Source organism: Thalassovita sp. (genome assembly GCF_034670005.1).
Classification (GTDB): Bacteria; Pseudomonadota; Alphaproteobacteria; order Rhodobacterales; family Rhodobacteraceae; genus Thalassobius.
Genome location: NZ_JAXMOH010000001.1, coordinates 193,511 through 208,443, shown reverse-complemented (window position 1 = coordinate 208,443; position 14,933 = coordinate 193,511). Strand labels below are relative to the sequence as shown.

Annotated in this window: 17 protein-coding genes; 6 read left to right on the top strand and 11 right to left on the bottom strand. The window is 59.6% G+C overall.

What is annotated here, in order from left to right; all coding sequences use genetic code 11:
• Window positions 1–20: 20 nt before the first annotated feature.
• From VOI23_RS01190 to VOI23_RS01180, 3 genes are read right to left on the bottom strand one after another with little or no spacing between them, the layout of a single operon-like run.
• The gene (locus VOI23_RS01190) at window positions 21–1,088 is read right to left on the bottom strand and encodes a 5-(carboxyamino)imidazole ribonucleotide synthase (RefSeq protein WP_323780304.1); all 1,068 of its coding nucleotides are present in this window, start codon (window positions 1,086–1,088) and stop codon (window positions 21–23) included.
• On the bottom strand, window positions 1,081–1,569 hold the full coding sequence (gene purE / locus VOI23_RS01185) for a 5-(carboxyamino)imidazole ribonucleotide mutase (protein WP_323780301.1): 489 nt from the start codon (window positions 1,567–1,569) through the stop codon (window positions 1,081–1,083). Before purE ends, VOI23_RS01190 begins: the two co-directional genes overlap by 8 nt.
• Window positions 1,570–1,615: 46 nt before the next feature.
• On the bottom strand, window positions 1,616–1,840 hold the full coding sequence (locus VOI23_RS01180) for a YdcH family protein (RefSeq protein WP_323780298.1): 225 nt from the start codon (window positions 1,838–1,840) through the stop codon (window positions 1,616–1,618).
• 160 nt (window positions 1,841–2,000) lie between these two features.
• Here VOI23_RS01180 and VOI23_RS01175 point away from each other — a divergent pair, with 160 nt between their 5' ends.
• The 3 genes from VOI23_RS01175 to VOI23_RS01165 all read left to right on the top strand — a co-directional run bounded on the left by VOI23_RS01175 (window position 2,001) and on the right by VOI23_RS01165 (window position 3,256).
• Window positions 2,001–2,414 carry an Hsp20 family protein gene (locus VOI23_RS01175; RefSeq protein ID WP_323780295.1) on the top strand — a complete coding sequence of 138 codons (414 nt, stop codon included), beginning with the start codon at window positions 2,001–2,003 and terminating at the stop codon, window positions 2,412–2,414.
• A gap of 4 nt (window positions 2,415–2,418) precedes the next feature.
• Window positions 2,419–2,646 carry a DUF1150 family protein gene (locus VOI23_RS01170; RefSeq protein ID WP_323780292.1) on the top strand — a complete coding sequence of 76 codons (228 nt, stop codon included), beginning with the start codon at window positions 2,419–2,421 and terminating at the stop codon, window positions 2,644–2,646.
• A 130-nt stretch (window positions 2,647–2,776) separates the two neighbouring features.
• Window positions 2,777–3,256, top strand: a complete 480-nt coding sequence (locus tag VOI23_RS01165; protein ID WP_323780290.1) for a cytochrome b — start codon at window positions 2,777–2,779, stop codon at window positions 3,254–3,256.
• Window positions 3,257–3,376: 120 nt separating this feature from the next.
• Here VOI23_RS01165 and VOI23_RS01160 read toward each other — a convergent pair whose 3' ends face one another.
• From VOI23_RS01160 to trxB, 3 genes are all read right to left on the bottom strand, one after another.
• Entirely contained in the window at window positions 3,377–5,095 is a 1,719-nt protein-coding gene (locus VOI23_RS01160; RefSeq protein WP_323780287.1) for a bifunctional sulfate adenylyltransferase/adenylylsulfate kinase, read from the bottom strand.
• 264 nt (window positions 5,096–5,359) lie between these two features.
• On the bottom strand, window positions 5,360–6,778 hold the full coding sequence (locus tag VOI23_RS01155; protein WP_323780284.1) for a hypothetical protein: 1,419 nt from the start codon (window positions 6,776–6,778) through the stop codon (window positions 5,360–5,362).
• Between the two features lie 181 nt (window positions 6,779–6,959).
• Window positions 6,960–7,895, bottom strand: a complete 936-nt coding sequence (gene trxB / locus VOI23_RS01150; protein ID WP_323780281.1) for a thioredoxin-disulfide reductase — start codon at window positions 7,893–7,895, stop codon at window positions 6,960–6,962.
• 195 nt (window positions 7,896–8,090) lie between these two features.
• Between trxB and VOI23_RS01145 the strand changes: the two genes are divergently transcribed.
• Window positions 8,091–8,591: an Lrp/AsnC family transcriptional regulator gene (locus tag VOI23_RS01145; protein ID WP_323780278.1), complete on the top strand. Its 501-nt coding sequence runs from the start codon at window positions 8,091–8,093 to the stop codon at window positions 8,589–8,591.
• A gap of 107 nt (window positions 8,592–8,698) precedes the next feature.
• Here VOI23_RS01145 and VOI23_RS01140 read toward each other — a convergent pair whose 3' ends face one another.
• From VOI23_RS01140 to lgt, 5 genes are all read right to left on the bottom strand, one after another.
• Window positions 8,699–9,466, bottom strand: a complete 768-nt coding sequence (locus VOI23_RS01140) for a Hint domain-containing protein (protein ID WP_323780275.1) — start codon at window positions 9,464–9,466, stop codon at window positions 8,699–8,701.
• A 372-nt stretch (window positions 9,467–9,838) separates the two neighbouring features.
• Entirely contained in the window at window positions 9,839–9,970 is a 132-nt protein-coding gene (locus VOI23_RS01135; protein ID WP_323780272.1) for a hypothetical protein, read from the bottom strand.
• A 271-nt stretch (window positions 9,971–10,241) separates the two neighbouring features.
• Window positions 10,242–10,997 (bottom strand): peptidoglycan editing factor PgeF, encoded by a 756-nt coding sequence (gene pgeF / locus VOI23_RS01130; RefSeq protein ID WP_323780268.1) that lies wholly within the window; start codon window positions 10,995–10,997, stop codon window positions 10,242–10,244.
• A complete protein-coding gene (locus VOI23_RS01125) occupies window positions 10,994–12,055 on the bottom strand; it encodes a class I SAM-dependent methyltransferase (RefSeq protein WP_323780266.1) in 1,062 nt (353 codons plus the stop codon). The genes pgeF and VOI23_RS01125 overlap by 4 nt, the downstream gene beginning before the upstream one ends.
• Window positions 12,052–12,939, bottom strand: a complete 888-nt coding sequence (lgt, locus tag VOI23_RS01120) for a prolipoprotein diacylglyceryl transferase (RefSeq protein WP_323780264.1) — start codon at window positions 12,937–12,939, stop codon at window positions 12,052–12,054. Before lgt ends, VOI23_RS01125 begins: the two co-directional genes overlap by 4 nt.
• 95 nt (window positions 12,940–13,034) lie before the next feature.
• On the opposite strand from lgt, the gene VOI23_RS01115 reads away from it, so the two are divergent.
• Together VOI23_RS01115 and VOI23_RS01110 are read left to right on the top strand one after the other, a co-directional pair.
• A complete protein-coding gene (locus VOI23_RS01115; protein WP_323780261.1) occupies window positions 13,035–13,280 on the top strand; it encodes an accessory factor UbiK family protein in 246 nt (81 codons plus the stop codon).
• Between the two features lie 274 nt (window positions 13,281–13,554).
• Window positions 13,555–14,826, top strand: a complete 1,272-nt coding sequence (locus VOI23_RS01110) for an MFS transporter (RefSeq protein ID WP_323780258.1) — start codon at window positions 13,555–13,557, stop codon at window positions 14,824–14,826.
• Window positions 14,827–14,933: the final 107 nt, after the last annotated feature.

Sequence of the window (14,933 nt, the reverse complement as noted above, 5' to 3'; positions counted from 1 at the left end):
ACCTGGCCAGGCTTGCTAAATCAGGACTTGACCCGGTTCACGTGACCCATCTTACGGCCCGCCTTAACCTCGGCCTTACCGTAAAGATGTAGCGCGGCATTGGGTTCTTTGGCGATTTCGGGCACCCGGTCCATGTCATCGCCGATCAGGTTTTCCATCACCACGTCGGAATGGCGTTTGCCATCGCCCAGCGGCCAGCCGGCCACGGCGCGGATATGTTGTTCGAACTGATCGACAGCACAGCCGTTTTGGGTCCAGTGGCCGGAATTATGCACCCGGGGGGCAATTTCATTGACGATCAGCCCGCCGGGCGTGACGAAGAGTTCCACCCCCATCGTACCGACATATTTCAGCGCGTTGAGGATTTTGGCGGTCAGCAACACCGCATCCATCCGCTGACCGTTGGTCAGGCTGGCAGGTACGGTGGTGGTGCGCAGAATGCCGTCGCGGTGGACGTTTTCACCGGGATCGAAACAGGCGACTTCGCCTGACGGGCTGCGGGTGCCGATGACCGAGACTTCGTGACTGAAATCAATAAAACCTTCGAGGATGGCCGGAGCCCCCGCCATATCGGCGAGCGCCTGTTCGGCGTCATCAGGCGATTGCAGCCGCGACTGGCCCTTGCCATCATAGCCGAAACGGCGGGTTTTCAGAATGGCGGGCGTGCCGATTTCGGCGATCGCTTCGGCCAGATCTTCGGCATCGTCGATGGCGGCGAAGGGGGCGGTTTGCAGGCCCTGTTCCGACAGGAAGGCCTTTTCGATCAGCCGGTCCTGCGAGACCGCGAGCGCCCGGCGGCTGGGCCGGATCGGACGGATTTTTTCAAGGATGTCGAGCGCCGAAGTCGGAATGTTTTCAAATTCGTAGGTGATCACATCCACGGTTTCGGCAAAGGCGGTCAGTGCGGCTTCGTCTTCGTAGGAGGCGGTGGTCACGCGGTGGGCCACGTCGCCCGCTGGCGGGTTGGTACCCGGTTCATAGATATGGGTTTTGAAGCCAAGCCGGGAGGCCGCGACCGACAGCATCCGGCCGAGTTGACCGCCGCCGAGAATGCCGATGGTGGCGCCGGTTTGCAAAGGATCAGTCATCGGTCGGTTCCTCCGGGATCGAGGCGGAAAGGGCTGCGCGCCAATCGTCAAGTCGCTGGGCGATGCCTGCATCTGTATTGGCGAGGATCGCGGCGGCCATCAGGCCCGCGTTTTTCGCACCCGCGCCGCCAATCGCCATGGTGGCGACGGGGAAACCGCGCGGCATCTGCAGGATCGAATAAAGGCTGTCGACGCCCGACAAAGCCTTGGTCTGCACCGGTACGCCGATCACCGGCACCCGGGTTTTGGACGCCATCATGCCGGGCAGGTGTGCGGCCCCACCAGCGCCGGCGATGATCACCTGTAAGCCGCGCTCGACGGCGGTTTTGCCGTAGTCCCACAGCCGGTCCGGGGTGCGGTGGGCCGAAACGATGCGGGCTTCGTAAGGGATGTTCAATTCATCGAGAATATCGGCGGCTTCCTTCATGGTCGGCCAGTCCGACTGGCTGCCCATGATGATGCCCACTTTGACCTGTGTCATTTCGCGCCCCTTGCAATGGAGCGCGCACTATAGCCAAGGCAGCGGCTTACGCAATGATATCCGGTGTCAGCCGGTCCTCGATCCGGGCGATCAGGTCCTTGAGATGAAGTTTCTTCTTTTTCAGCCGCTGCAGCGTCAGCTGATCGGCGGTGCCGCGTTCGGTCAGGGCGGTGATCGCTTCGTCAAGATCGCGGTGTTCACGGCGGAAAACCTCCAATTCGACGCGCAGGACCTCGTCCGTTTTCATCGAAAGGTCGGAAGGTGCGTTCATATAAGTGATTCCGTCGATTGTTCGTCCGTTTAAGATACTGAAAAAACGCGGTTTCGCAAAGGTCTTGCACAGCGATAAGCGGATGCCCATATTTCAGGTGCGGGTTGCCGGAACGGGACCCGTGAAATTTGGACTGTCGCTTGATCATGAGGACGTGTCGATGACAAAGCTTACCCTGGGGTCGCACCCCTATCTTCTGGGGTTCGATCAACTGGAACGATTGCTGGAACGCAATGCGAAATCCGGGAACGAAGGCTACCCTCCGTTTAATATCGAACAGACCTCACAGAACTCTTATCGCATTACGCTGGCGGTGGCCGGGTTCGGTGAAAGCGACCTGTCGATCACCGTCGAAGATCAGCAACTGGTTATCCGGGGCCGTCAGCGGGACGATTCCGAAGGCCGTGTGTTCCTGCATCGCGGCATTGCGGCGCGGCAATTTCAGCGCTCTTTCGTTCTGGCCGATGGGGTCGAAGTGGGCGAGGCAGTGATGGAAAACGGATTGCTGCATGTCGATCTGACCCGGGTTCAGCCGGAAACAGTGGTGCAAACAATCAATATCAGGAAAGGGTAACGCTATGGATACGCAGTATGATTTCGGACAGGATGACGACAATCAGATCGTATATGTGCGGTCGGTGAAGGTCTCCGATCTACCCAAGGAATTGCAGGCGCAGGCGGGAACCATGAAACAGGTTTACGCGGTTTGCACAGAAGACGGTGAACGGCTGGCCTTGGTAGAAGATCGCAGGCTCGCTTTCCTGCTGGCGCGGCAGCACGATTATGCGCCGGTGCCGGTACACTGAGCAACATGGTGTGCAGGCGTACCGTGACTTGCCCGCACACCTGCTAGATACCGGCTTGTTTCCGGGAAGAAATAGACGTCTAACTGACCCTGAACTTAGTCCCGAAACGGGTTATGAAACGGAGGCCAGTATGGCGCAGCCAGAGAAGTACAGCAAAGTTCAGATCGCGTTGCATTGGGGCATCGCGGGCCTGATGGTGGTCAGCTATTTCAGCAGCGAAGCAATGGGCGCGGCGTGGCGCGTTTTGATGAAGACCGGAACCGTTGATCCGACCATCGGTGTGCGGGTCCATGTGGTGATGGGGGTCTTGATTCTGGCGCTGGCGGTTTTGCGTCTGGTCATACGCATGGTGCAGGGTGCGCCTGCCCCGATTGAGACCGGCAAACCTTTGCAGGACAAAGCGGCCAAGGCGATTCATGTCGGGCTTTATCTGGCGATGTTGGCGCTTCCGGCGGCGGGGCTGGCGGCTTGGTTCGGTGGGATCACAACCGCCGCAGAAGCACATGAGGTTCTGTTCAACATCGGTATGGCGCTGGTGATTTTGCATGTGGCGGCTGCGCTGATGCATCAGTTTGTTTTGAAAGACAATCTGATGGCTCGGATGAAGTGAGCAAGGAGAGCCGTTGCCCCGGATTGGGGGACGGTTCGGGCCTGCGACGGTAAACCGGTATGGTATCAAAGAAAAAGGCGCGCCAAGGGGCGCGCCTTTTTGTTTCGTATCGAGCGCGGCTTAACCCCAACTGCCCGAAATCAGGCCCATCGATTCCAGCTTCAGCAGGACCTGATGGGCGCAGTTGTCGACTTCGACATTCTGGGTTTCCACCCGCAGTTCAGGGTTTTCCGGCACGTCATAGGGATCGGAGATGCCAGTGAATTCCTTGATCTTGCCTTCGCGTGCGAGCTTGTAGAGACCTTTGCGGTCGCGGCGTTCGCATTCTTCGATCGTGGTGGCGACATGGATTTCAACAAAAGCACCGAATTGTTCGACATCTTCGCGCACCGCACGGCGGGTGGCGGCATAGGGCGCGATCGGGGCACAGATGGCGATGCCGCCATTCTTGGTGATCTCGCTGGCCACGTAGCCGATCCGGCGGATGTTCAGATCGCGGTGTTCTTTCGAAAAGCCGAGTTCGGAGCTGAGGTTTTTCCGCACAATGTCGCCGTCAAGCAATGTCACCGGACGACCGCCCATTTCCATCAGCTTGACCATCAACGCGTTGGCGATGGTCGATTTGCCGGACCCGGAGAACCCGGTGAAGAACACGGTGAAGCCCTGCTTGGCCCGCGGCGGCCGGGTGCGGCGCAGTTCGCTGACAACTTCGGGGAAGGAAAACCATTCAGGAATTTCCAGACCTTCGGCCAGGCGGCGGCGCAGTTCGGTGCCCGAAATATTCAGGATGGTGACGTCATCCTTGTCGTCGATTTCGTCATTCGGTTCGTATTGGGCCCGTTCCTGCACATAGACCATATGTTTGAACGGCACCATTTCGACGCCGATTTCATCGTTATATTCGCGGAACAGATCCTGCGCGTCATAGGGACCGTAGAAATCTTCGCCCTGGCTGTTCTTGCCCGGACCGGCATGATCGCGGCCAACGATGAAATGGGTACAGCCGTGGTTGGCGCGGATCAGACCGTGCCAGACTGCTTCGCGCGGGCCGGCCATGCGCATGGCAAGGTTCAGCAGGCTCATCGCGGTGGTGGCAGCGGGGTATTTATCCAGCACCGCCTCGTAGCAGCGCACGCGGGTGAAGTGATCCACGTCGCCCGGCTTGGTCATGCCGACGACCGGGTGGATCAGCAGGTTGGCCTGCGATTCACGGGCGGCGCGGAAGGTCAGTTCCTGATGCGCCCGGTGCAGCGGGTTGCGGGTCTGGAACGCCACCACCTTGCGCCAGCCCATTTTGCGGAAATAGGCGCGCAATTCGTTCGGGGTGTTGCGGCGACCGCGGAAATCGTAATGCACCGGCTGCTGAATGCCGGTGACCGGACCGCCGAGATAAATCTTGCCAGCGGTGTTGTGCAGGTAGTTGACGGCGGGGTGGGCGATATCATCGGCGCCAAAGACCTTTTCGGCCTCGTGCGATTTGTTCGGTTCCCAGCGGTCGGTGACGGTCATGGTACCGAGGATCACGCCTTCCTGATCGCGCAGGGCGATGTCCTGACCGATTTCAAGGCTGGCGGCGAAGTCTTCGGAAACATCCAGCGTGATCGGCATCGGCCACAGCGACCCGTCGGCCAGACGCATGGTGTTGACGACGCCGTTGTAATCTTCTTCGCTCAGGAACCCCTTGAGCGGGTTGAAGCCGCCGTTCATCAGCAATTCCAGATCGCAGATCTGGCGCGGGGTCAGATCCCAGCTGGTCAGGTCGGCCGCTTCGACCTTCAGCTTCTGGGCGCTGTCATAGGAAACGAAAAGCTCGGGAATAGGGGCCAGGTTTGGCAACATGCGATCAATGCCTTTTCACAGTCTGAACGTGCAGAGAGATTAACGTATTTGGCGGGCATCTACGCGAAGGCCCCTATAAAATGCAAGGGAGAGCGCGCCGCGCAGATCATTTAGGGGTAATTTTGCGACACTGCTGCGACAGTGAAAAAAGCCTCCGGCCCATACCGGCCCGAATGGAACATTGTTCGTCCATCGCGGCGTTGCGGCGAACCGGGTAAGGGGGTATATCCCCGGGGGCCGTTGGCACCCGGGGACAGGATCGGGTCAGACGACGTCGAGATAGATTTCCTGTGCAGCAATAAGCAAGCCATCATCCCAAGCTTCGAGCCGTATCGTGTAAAGCCCGGTAGCATCTGTGGTGTCGAATACGAGGTCGTCGAAGAAGCCATAGTTCCATGAATTTTGCAGGTTGGCTTCGCCCGGGGTATATTCGTTTCCTGTCGCGGTCAGATCGACAAAATCTTCTGCTGCCGACCCATCGACATCGGCAAGGAAGCGGAATTCGAATGTGTCGTCGTCCCCCGCTTCGGTGACCGTGGCGGCCCAGTCGATGTTCCAGTTCATCCGGTCGGGCTGATAGGGCGCGGCATCAACCGTGAAGGTGGCGGTGCCGTCGGCATTATAGGTCACGTCACCGGGATCGAGATCGCCAACCCCGCGCAGCTTGGCCTTGATCGCCAGTTCCACGCCCGCGCCTTCGTGCCGGGTGATGGCGTAATGGTCGTCAGAATTGCCCGAGCCGAAGATCATTTCGATGTTGTTGCCACCGTCGGTGGCGCGGGCATCTACTTCGCCAAAGAATGTTTCAACGTAATCGCTGCGCAGGTAATCGTGATCGTAATCGAAGGCACGTACGGCGTCATGGGCGGTATCCGCGTTTTCGTTGCCTGAATAATAAGGCCGATTGAGCAGGTCGGGATTGATATCCTCGATCGCGTCTATCAACGCCTCGGCCTCGGGTGAACCGGCACCGAAACGGCTTTCGATCGCGCTTTGCTGAAGATTGCCCAACAAGTTGTCATGCAGCGATTGCATCCGCTCCGGCGTGGTGTTGGCATCGCCGTCGTCGGGGGTGAATTTGCCGACCAGGTCTGTCAGGCCGACGCCACCCGCTTCGAGGTATTCAGCATATGCGATGCCGAGACTGACAAAGTTCTGGTTCACCGAGGCGAAATAGCCTTCGTCGACATAGCCGTCATCGAGATATTCCCAGAGCACTGCGAAAGTGTCGGCGGCCGAGCCGTTGAGGGTCAGAATGTCGATTACCCCGGCCGCATCGGTCAATGCCAACAAGGAGCCGAGAAAGGCATCGAGATCAACCGTGGTTTCCGCCCCGCCGGTGCCCGAAACATCGGCGCCGATGAAATCAATCCCCGCCAAGTTGATCTGGTTTGGCAGGATGCCCCTGAAGTCAAACTTGTACGCATCTTCGGCGGCAAAGACCGCATCCTTGTCCAGATTGATTGTCGGGGCACCCCTCATGTCGGGCTTGAGCTGAATGTGGTGTGGTTTGCTGTTGAATTCGTAGGTCGTATCCAGCAGCAGATGCACGACCCCGTTGCTGTCGATTGCGACCGGGTCTATGCGCCCGTGCCCGCGATGGCCATGTTCGTGGTCATGGCTATGGCCACGTCCGTGATGGGTTCCGTGCTGGTGCCCGTGATGATTATGTGAATTTGCCATGGAAAAATCCTCCTAGAATAAATCTCGGGGGCACGCTTTTCACGGCGTGGTCGAAAATTTCCCCCCTAGGGCGAATACTAGGCGGAAATACGACTTTCGTGCAAATTTTTCCCGGGATTGTTTCCAGAGGGGAAGCAGTCCCGGGGTTTTCCGAATGCGTGCGGGGGGCTGCCGGGGCAGATTAGTCGGCCAGGAACCGTTCGGCATCCAGCGCGGCCATGCAACCCATGCCGGCGCTGGTGACGGCCTGACGGTATTTGTGGTCGGTCAGGTCGCCGGCAGCGAAAATGCCGGGGATCGAGGTTTCGGTACTGCCCGGTTTGACGGTGACGTAACCGCCATTATGCAGTTCCAGCACATCCTTGACCAATTCATTGGCGGGGGCATGGCCGATGGCAACAAAGACGCCCTTGCAGGGGATTTCGGTAATTTCGCCGGTTTTCACGTTCTTCACGCGTACCGCAGTGACGCCTTTGGGATTATCATCGCCAACGACCTCGTCCAGTTGATGGAACCACAGAGGTTCGATTTTTTCATTTTTCATCAACCGGTCGACCAGAATTTTTTCGGCGCGCAGTTCGTCGCGGCGGTGGATCAGCGTCACCTTGGAGGCGAAATTGGTCAGGAACAGCGCCTCTTCCACGGCGGTATTGCCGCCGCCGATCACCACGATTTCCTGGCCGCGATAGAAAAAGCCATCGCAGGTGGCGCAGGCCGAGACGCCGAACCCCTTGAACGCCTCTTCGCTGTCCAGCCCCAGCCACTTGGCGCGCGCGCCGGTGGCGAGGATCACCGCGTCGGCGGTGTAGATCGTGCCGCTGTCGCCCTTGGCGGTGAACGGGCGCTTGGACGTGTCCAGTTCGGTGATGATGTCGCCGATGATCTCACAGCCCATTTCGGCGGCGTGTTCCTGCATCTTGATCATCAGGTCGGGGCCCTGCACTTCGGTGAAGCCGGGATAATTTTCCACCTCGGTGGTGGTGGTCAACTGACCGCCCGGTTCAATGCCTTGTACCAGAATGGGCGACAGCATGGCGCGCGCGGCATAGACACCCGCAGTATAGCCTGCCGGGCCGGAGCCGATGATCAGAACCTTGGTGTGACGAGTTTCGGCCATGACAGGACCCTTTTTGCGAAAATTCAGAACCAGTATCGCATATAGACGGCACCGGACAGCGGGGGAAGGGGGGCGTGGCAAGACGTCATAAAATGTGTGTTCTTGCGAAGATTTGGTAACGATCTTGCGTCGTCGCGAAATATTGTTGCGCAGGAAAAATAGCAGGTATATGAATTCGTTCAAAGGAGACTTCGAATGCCCACGACCCGGCTTGATCCTATTGATCGGAAAATTCTGGCAGAGCTTCAGGCGGATGGCCGGATGACCAATGTTGAATTGGCCAAGCGGGTGGGGATTTCAGCGCCGCCCTGTCTGCGGCGGGTTCGGACGCTGGAGGAGGCGGGGTTCATCAAGGGCTATCACGCCGATGTGGATGCACGCGAACTGGGTTTCGAAGTGCAGGTTTATGCGATGGTCGGGCTGCAGAGCCAGGCGGAATCGGACCTGAGCGCATTTGAAGACCTGTGCCGCGGCTGGTCCTTGGTTCGTGAATGCAACATGCTCAATGGCGAGGTCGATTTCATTCTGAAATGCGTGGCCCCCGACCTGAGCACTTTCCAGAGTTTCCTGACCGGGCAATTGTTGACCGCGCCGAACGTGGCATCGGTCAAGACCAGTCTGGTGATCCGCAGTGCCAAGGATGATCCCGGCGTGCCGTTCGATGTGTTGGAAGAACGGCTGAACCGGTCGGCGTGACCAGCGGATTTCAGATTTAATTCAGCAGAATTCCCGACCCGGGATAACCCCGACAATGGTCGGGCCAGCGCCGGGCGTCCCGGCGCCGTGGCCTTTGAGGCACCGTGTCAGACTGCGTATCGGTCCATCAGCCCCACCTGCGCTGCGGGCCGTTCGGGGTATAGCCCAGGTCCGAAATCGAGCAGATTCGAGACATGCGGGAACAATGACAGGAACAGCCGCAGCATTTGCGGGCCAAGGACTTCGCCCAGTCCCGGCTGCGGATGGTAGCTGGCCAGATAGAGGTCGTTGGCACAGATCATCGCCTGCACCGGCAGGCAGATGTGGAATACTTGCACCGGCGAGGGCGGGGTGGTCTGAAACACGTTGTCGCCATCGGTGAAATGGCTGACCGGCGTCAACCTGTCGGCGCCCGCTCCGCGCAGCATTTGCGCCGCCGCACCGAGCATCAGGTCCGATGCGGGACGGCCCATTCCGAACGTGTCGGCCATCACGCGGGTCAATTGCGCCTGTTCAGGCCGTTCGGCAGGGGCGTTGGGGATGATGTTCATCATGCCGCGCCACAGCATCGGCTGCGGCCCGAAATCACGGGTTTCGATCATCATGCCGGGTTCCAGATCCTCGACCGCGCAGGGGCCGCCGGTGGTTTTGATCAGAGTCCCGCGGGCAAAGGCGGAAAACGCGGATTCGAACATCGGTGTTGCGGGGGCGATGGCGGAATATCTCGCGGGCGAATTGCCGGTATCGAGATACAGTATCTCGTATCGCCGCATCAGCGTGGTTTTCGCCCGGTTGGTCTGAGCGATGCCGGGGGTATGACGAAGGGAAACAGATTCCGGTGTCCGATACCGGGACGGGGGATGAATATGGCTCACGTTCACGCGCTTTCGCTGTGTCGCATCTGCATCGGCCCCCACCGACGACAACAGAAAGACTGTTTCAGTTCTATCTGTAGATGTCGGCATAATGACCCGAAAATCTGACAATTGTCAAAAAAAGGGACGGTATTGATGGCTGATTTGGATGCAGTTTCGGTTTTGGCTGGAGGATGTTTCCGAATGGAGAACAGTTTGGCCATATTTTGATTCGGCATGTTCATTCGGGGCGATCTTTGGGCCGGGGTGAAGCGAAGGGCGGGTCCGAAACAGAATGGGCCACCTCGAGGGATGAGGCGGCCCTTCACTGACACGCACTTCGGCACTGGTTACTAATCTGGTCGCCCTGACCGGTCAGGGTGAAAGGATGTTTCAGGCGCTGCGGCGCTGCGGTTGCTGAGCGATTGAAGAGTTGAAGCTTTTCTTGCGCGCCCAAGGCAGCGCGGGCAGGTCGCTTTGCGAGGTTGCGATAACGGATTTCATCCAGCGTTTTTGCGATTTCATGTCAAACCCTACTCTTGCTCATTCACGTTTGTTTTGGTTGATCCCAATCTGCCGCTGCATTGCGGCCATGATGGGGCGGCGCGGGGGGCAATTGGGGCATTTCGGTGAAATGACGCTTTTTCATCGGGTTTGTTGATGAATGTTTACAAGTATTTGAAATTAATGATGAAAATATTTGAAAAATCGGAGAGAACTTCGCCCTGACGGGAGAATCGGACAAAAGCGCGGCAAGTTTCGACTTTAACAAAGTGGTGGGGTCAAAGGGGTCGCGCTAAAGGCGAATAGAGGAAATCAAGCGGCCGTAGTCGGCCCTTCCTTCGTGGGTGGTGCGGCGGTAAGAATAGAACCGTGCGGGGTCGGAATAGGTGCAATGACGAATCCATTCGGCATTGCCGATCCCGGCCTGACGTAGCCGGTGCAGACCGAAGGCGGGCAGGTCGAACAGGTAGCGGTCGTCGTTGCCATTGGCAAAGAAACGCGAATTCGACGGGTCTTGGGTCAGAAAATCATCAAGGAATTCCGGCCCGACCTCATAGGCGCGCTGAGAAATCGTGGGGCCGATGACGGCGACGGTGTTGGCGCGCGATGCCCCAAGGCGTTCCATAGCGTCCAGCGTTGCTTCCAATATACCGTCAAGCGCGCCGCGCCATCCGGCATGGGCGGCACCGATGACCCCGGCCTGCCGGTCTGCGAACAGCACCGGCTGACAATCCGCCGTGAGCACCGCCAGCGCCAGACCCGGCGTCGCGGTGACCAGAGCGTCGGCTTCGGGACGTTCCAAAAGCGGCACATCCACCTGTGCAACCCTAGCGGAATGGACCTGATGGACATTCATCAGATGCGGCAGCGCGACCCCCATCGCGTCGGCCACGCGGCTGCGGTTGATCGCAACGATTTCGGACTGATCAGAAGAACCCTGACCGCAATTCAGCCCGGCGAATACGCCCGAAGACGCCCCGCCCTTGCGGGTGAAGAAGCCATGTTTGGTGTCGGTCAACAGGTCAGAGGTCAGGATTTCCAGCGTCATGAATCCAATCCCGGCGGGGGTGTTTGCGATTTCGGATAAAAGCCAATTACTTTGAAGAGCGTCCCCATTTCCTGCGGATGCGTCAAGCGCCGATGTGCAGCGATGAGGTTTTCCAGATCCTTGCCTGCCAACTTTGACGCTAATGCCTGTGCCCGCGCGGTGATGCCCAGCCGTTCCAGGAACACGCCCTGAGCGGTCAGCCGGGTATAGGCCGATGGCGTGGCCGTGGCCAAAGCTTCGAAATCCACATGCGCGGTCAGGTCGGAATTGCCCGGGGCGTCGAGCGGGCCAATGGTTTCATGCGTCTGCACTGCCTGCAACGTGTCGCCCAGCGACCGCCAGTCACCATAGTCGAAAATCAGCGCCGCACCGCCATGGGTTTCGATCCGTTGCCCAATTTCGGCGGCCAGCCCCGCCGCTGCCGGGCAGATTTCGACCAGATCGCTATCCTTGGTATCGGCAACCCGGTGTGAAAGCGCGGCGACAGGGGCCGCCCCGCCAAGCGCGAAGGCCAGCTTGCCATCGTCGGCCACCACCCGTTTTTCGCGCCAACCGGCACCGTCGCGGACGAATTGCCGGATCGGCAGGGCGTCGAAGAATTCATTGGCCACGAAGAATAGCGGCATATCGGGCAGGGCGTCGATGCTGTCGAGCCAGGTGATGTCAGAGCGGGCGATTGTGTCGTGCTGTTTGACGCGCAGCACTGGCGAGGCTTCGATCAGGTGCAATTGCATCGCGGCGTGAAATCCCGGCACCGCCCTCGTCGCGCGCAGGATGTCGGCCATCAGGGTGCCGCGACCGGGGCCGGCTTCGGCAAGGAGGAACGGGGCGGGCTGGCCCTGGTCGATCCACGCCTGCGCCAAAGACAACCCAATCAGTTCGCCGAACATCTGGCTGATTTCCGGTGCGGTGGTAAAATCGCCCGCCGCGCCCAGCGGGTCGCGGGTGGTGTAATAGCCTAAGGTCGGATGCAGCAGGCAATCAGCCATGTAATCGGCCAGCGTGATCGGGCCGGTGGCCGCAATCCGGTTCAACAGGTGATCGCGCATCGTCGTCATGCCGCGCGTTTCCGCACCGCCACCACGATGGCGATCCCGAGGATCAGCATCGGCAGGGACAGCATCTGACCCATCGTGACACCGCCAGGTCCGAGATGCAGGATATACCCCATCGGGTTGTCGACGCTGATGAACTGATCATCGGCCTGACGGAAAAATTCCACGATAAAACGGGCAAGGCCATAACCCGCGATGAACAGTCCCATGATCTGCCCGGGGATTTTCAGACCGTTGCGGCGGAACGCCAGAACCAAAAGCAACAGGCCCAGAACCAGCCCTTCGAGCGCGGCTTCGTAAAGCTGCGAAGGGTGGCGGGCGCACAGACCGGTGATGCCTTCGCAGGTCTGCGCCGACGCACCGGGAAAGGCCACACCCCAGGGCAGGTCGGTGGGACGGCCCCAAAGTTCGGCATTGATGAAATTGGCGATCCGGCCCAGCATCAGCCCGGTCGGAACCGCCAGCGCAAGGCTGTCGCCCAGCGACAGGCGCGGGATTTTGTACCGGGCGGCATAGATCAGCGCGGCGACAACGACGCCGAGAAACCCGCCGTGAAACGACATGCCGCCCTGCCAGACCATCAGGATTTCCTGTGGATGGCGCAGGTAATAACCGGGTTGGTAAAACAGCACATAGCCCAGCCGACCGCCAAGGATCACGCCGACGATGATCCAGCTCAGCAGTTCTTCGACCTGTTCGGGGGTCATTGGCGGCGTGTCGCGCGGCCACAGACGGGGGCGTCTGACCGCCATCAAGATCAGCCGCCAGCCGATCAGGATGCCCGCGATATAGGCCAGCGCGTACCAGCGCAGCGAAAATTCCGCGCCAAACAGCACGATGGTGAAAATCTCGGGCGAGATATCGGGGAAGGGAATGAGGGCCTGCATGTGCGTCTGTGTGCCTTTGGGGGAACCGGGAAGTCAACCTTGTGAACGGCGTCGAAGCGGACCATATAGGGGGAAATGTAATTGTGGAGAGCCAGATGCAGACGCGGAACAAATTTTTCGACGACATGTCGCAGCTGATGACCAACGCGATGGGCGTGGCACAGGGTGCCAAGGACGAGGCGGAAAACGCCGCCAAGAGCCTGGTCGATCGTTGGCTGGCCGACCGCGATTTCGTCACCCGTGAGGAATTCGAAGCGGTGCGCGCCATGGCGCAGAAGGCGCGGGAAGAAAACGAAGCGCTGAAAGCACGGATCGACACGCTGGAGGCGGCGGCGAAGTAACGCGCCGAGGCGCTGCGTTCGCGATCCGGGCCGTCCTGACATTGTAACGGCGGGTTTGGCATGGCTTGGCTGGCCGGTGCCGGATTTCGGCGCGCGCTGCCGATATCGGTAAGGAGAAACCTGACCCCGTGCGCGACGCGGGCGAGTCCCCCCAAGGCACAGAAATTCAGGGGGATATCACCGTGAAGAACGCGACACCGCTCTTGGCAGATCCGTCCCTGAGGTCCTAGGATAGTCTCATCGGGGGGCGGGGAAGCCGCACGGCACCCGGTTCGTGCAACAACACCATGGCAGGTGCCCAATTCGTAAAACCGAACATGCAAAGCTGGATCGCGCCACGCTGCGCCGGTTGCCGCGCGGCATCTGGGCCCTGGGGCTTGTGTCGCTGTGGATGGATATTTCGTCCGAGATGATCCACGCGTTGCTACCGGTCTATCTGGTGACGTTCATGGGGGCCTCGATGGTGACCATCGGGTTGATCGAAGGCATCGCCGAAGCCATTGCCGCCGTCACGAAAGTGTTTTCCGGTGCGTTGAGCGACTGGCTGGGAAAGCGCAAGATTCTTGCCGTGATCGGGTATGGGCTTGCCGCCGTAACCAAGCCGGTATTTCCCCTGGCCCCGACCATCGGGTGGCTGATCGGGGCCCGGTTCATTGATCGTGTCGGCAAGGGCATACGCGGTGCGCCGCGCGACGCCCTGATCGCTGATATTTCTCCCGGCGATTTGCGCGGGGCCAGTTATGGATTGCGCCAGGCGCTTGATACCGTCGGGGCCTTCCTTGGCCCGGTGATCGCGGTCCTGTTGATGTGGCTGACCGGCGACAACATTCCCGTTGTGTTCTGGATCGCGGTCATTCCGGCGTTTATCTCGGTGGGGTTGCTGTTCACGCTGGTGCCAGAACCGGAACGCCCCGCCGATTTGCCAGAGGTCAAATCCCCGCTCAGCCTGCGCGAACTGCGGCGGCTGGGGGCCGCGTTCTGGTGGGTGGTCGGGGTGGCGTCGATCTTTACGCTTGCACGGTTCAGCGAAGCCTTCCTGATTCTCAAAGCGCATGCCGAGGGTGCCCCCACCGGCTTGATCCCGGTCGTTTTGGTGGTGATGAACATATTCTATGCTGCCGCCGCCTATCCCGCCGGTGTGTTATCGGACAATGGTTCGCGGTTGCGCGTTCTGGCCTTTGGGATGGGATTGTTGGTGGTGGCAGATCTGGTGTTTGTGCTGATCCCGGGATTGACCGGCGTGTTTGCCGGTCTTGCCATTTGGGGTGTTCACATGGGGTTTACCCAAGGCGTGTTTTCCAGCCTCGTCGCCGATACGGCACCGACCGAGCTGCGCGGCACAGCCTTTGGCATGCTGAACCTGTTGACCGGTGTGATGATTCTGTTGGCCAGCGTCATCGCGGGCGTTTTGTGGGACAGTGTGGGACCGAACGGTACGTTCCTTGCCGGGGCTGCTCTGGCGCTGGTGGCTCTGCTTGGTGTGATCCCGTTGCGGCGGGTGTTGAAATCCGTGAAGGCCGATTACGTGACGCCAGAAAACGCCTGAACCGTGTTCGAAACGGTGGTCTGAATTTGCGTATCCTCTGTCAAACACAGCCGGTGCCGCGCTGAGCGTCATGATCCGCGAGGAAGGGGGGCAACAGCCGAATTGCC

Bases quoted from the DNA above. Each gene is read 5' to 3' on its own strand.
- VOI23_RS01190 (WP_323780304.1), bottom strand. From the start codon at position 1,088: ATGACTGATCCTTTGCAAACCGGCGCCACCATCGGCATTCTCGGCGGC.
- purE (WP_323780301.1), bottom strand. From the start codon at position 1,569: ATGACACAGGTCAAAGTGGGCATCATCATGGGCAGCCAGTCGGACTGG.
- VOI23_RS01180 (WP_323780298.1), bottom strand. From the start codon at position 1,840: ATGAACGCACCTTCCGACCTTTCGATGAAAACGGACGAGGTCCTGCGC.
- VOI23_RS01175 (WP_323780295.1), top strand. From the start codon at position 2,001: ATGACAAAGCTTACCCTGGGGTCGCACCCCTATCTTCTGGGGTTCGAT.
- VOI23_RS01170 (WP_323780292.1), top strand. From the start codon at position 2,419: ATGGATACGCAGTATGATTTCGGACAGGATGACGACAATCAGATCGTA.
- VOI23_RS01165 (WP_323780290.1), top strand. From the start codon at position 2,777: ATGGCGCAGCCAGAGAAGTACAGCAAAGTTCAGATCGCGTTGCATTGG.
- VOI23_RS01160 (WP_323780287.1), bottom strand. From the start codon at position 5,095: ATGTTGCCAAACCTGGCCCCTATTCCCGAGCTTTTCGTTTCCTATGAC.
- VOI23_RS01155 (WP_323780284.1), bottom strand. From the start codon at position 6,778: ATGGCAAATTCACATAATCATCACGGGCACCAGCACGGAACCCATCAC.
- trxB (WP_323780281.1), bottom strand. From the start codon at position 7,895: ATGGCCGAAACTCGTCACACCAAGGTTCTGATCATCGGCTCCGGCCCG.
- VOI23_RS01145 (WP_323780278.1), top strand. From the start codon at position 8,091: ATGCCCACGACCCGGCTTGATCCTATTGATCGGAAAATTCTGGCAGAG.
- VOI23_RS01135 (WP_323780272.1), bottom strand. From the start codon at position 9,970: ATGAAATCGCAAAAACGCTGGATGAAATCCGTTATCGCAACCTCGCAA.
- pgeF (WP_323780268.1), bottom strand. From the start codon at position 10,997: ATGACGCTGGAAATCCTGACCTCTGACCTGTTGACCGACACCAAACAT.
- VOI23_RS01125 (WP_323780266.1), bottom strand. From the start codon at position 12,055: ATGACGACGATGCGCGATCACCTGTTGAACCGGATTGCGGCCACCGGC.
- lgt (WP_323780264.1), bottom strand. From the start codon at position 12,939: ATGCAGGCCCTCATTCCCTTCCCCGATATCTCGCCCGAGATTTTCACC.
- VOI23_RS01115 (WP_323780261.1), top strand. From the start codon at position 13,035: ATGCAGACGCGGAACAAATTTTTCGACGACATGTCGCAGCTGATGACC.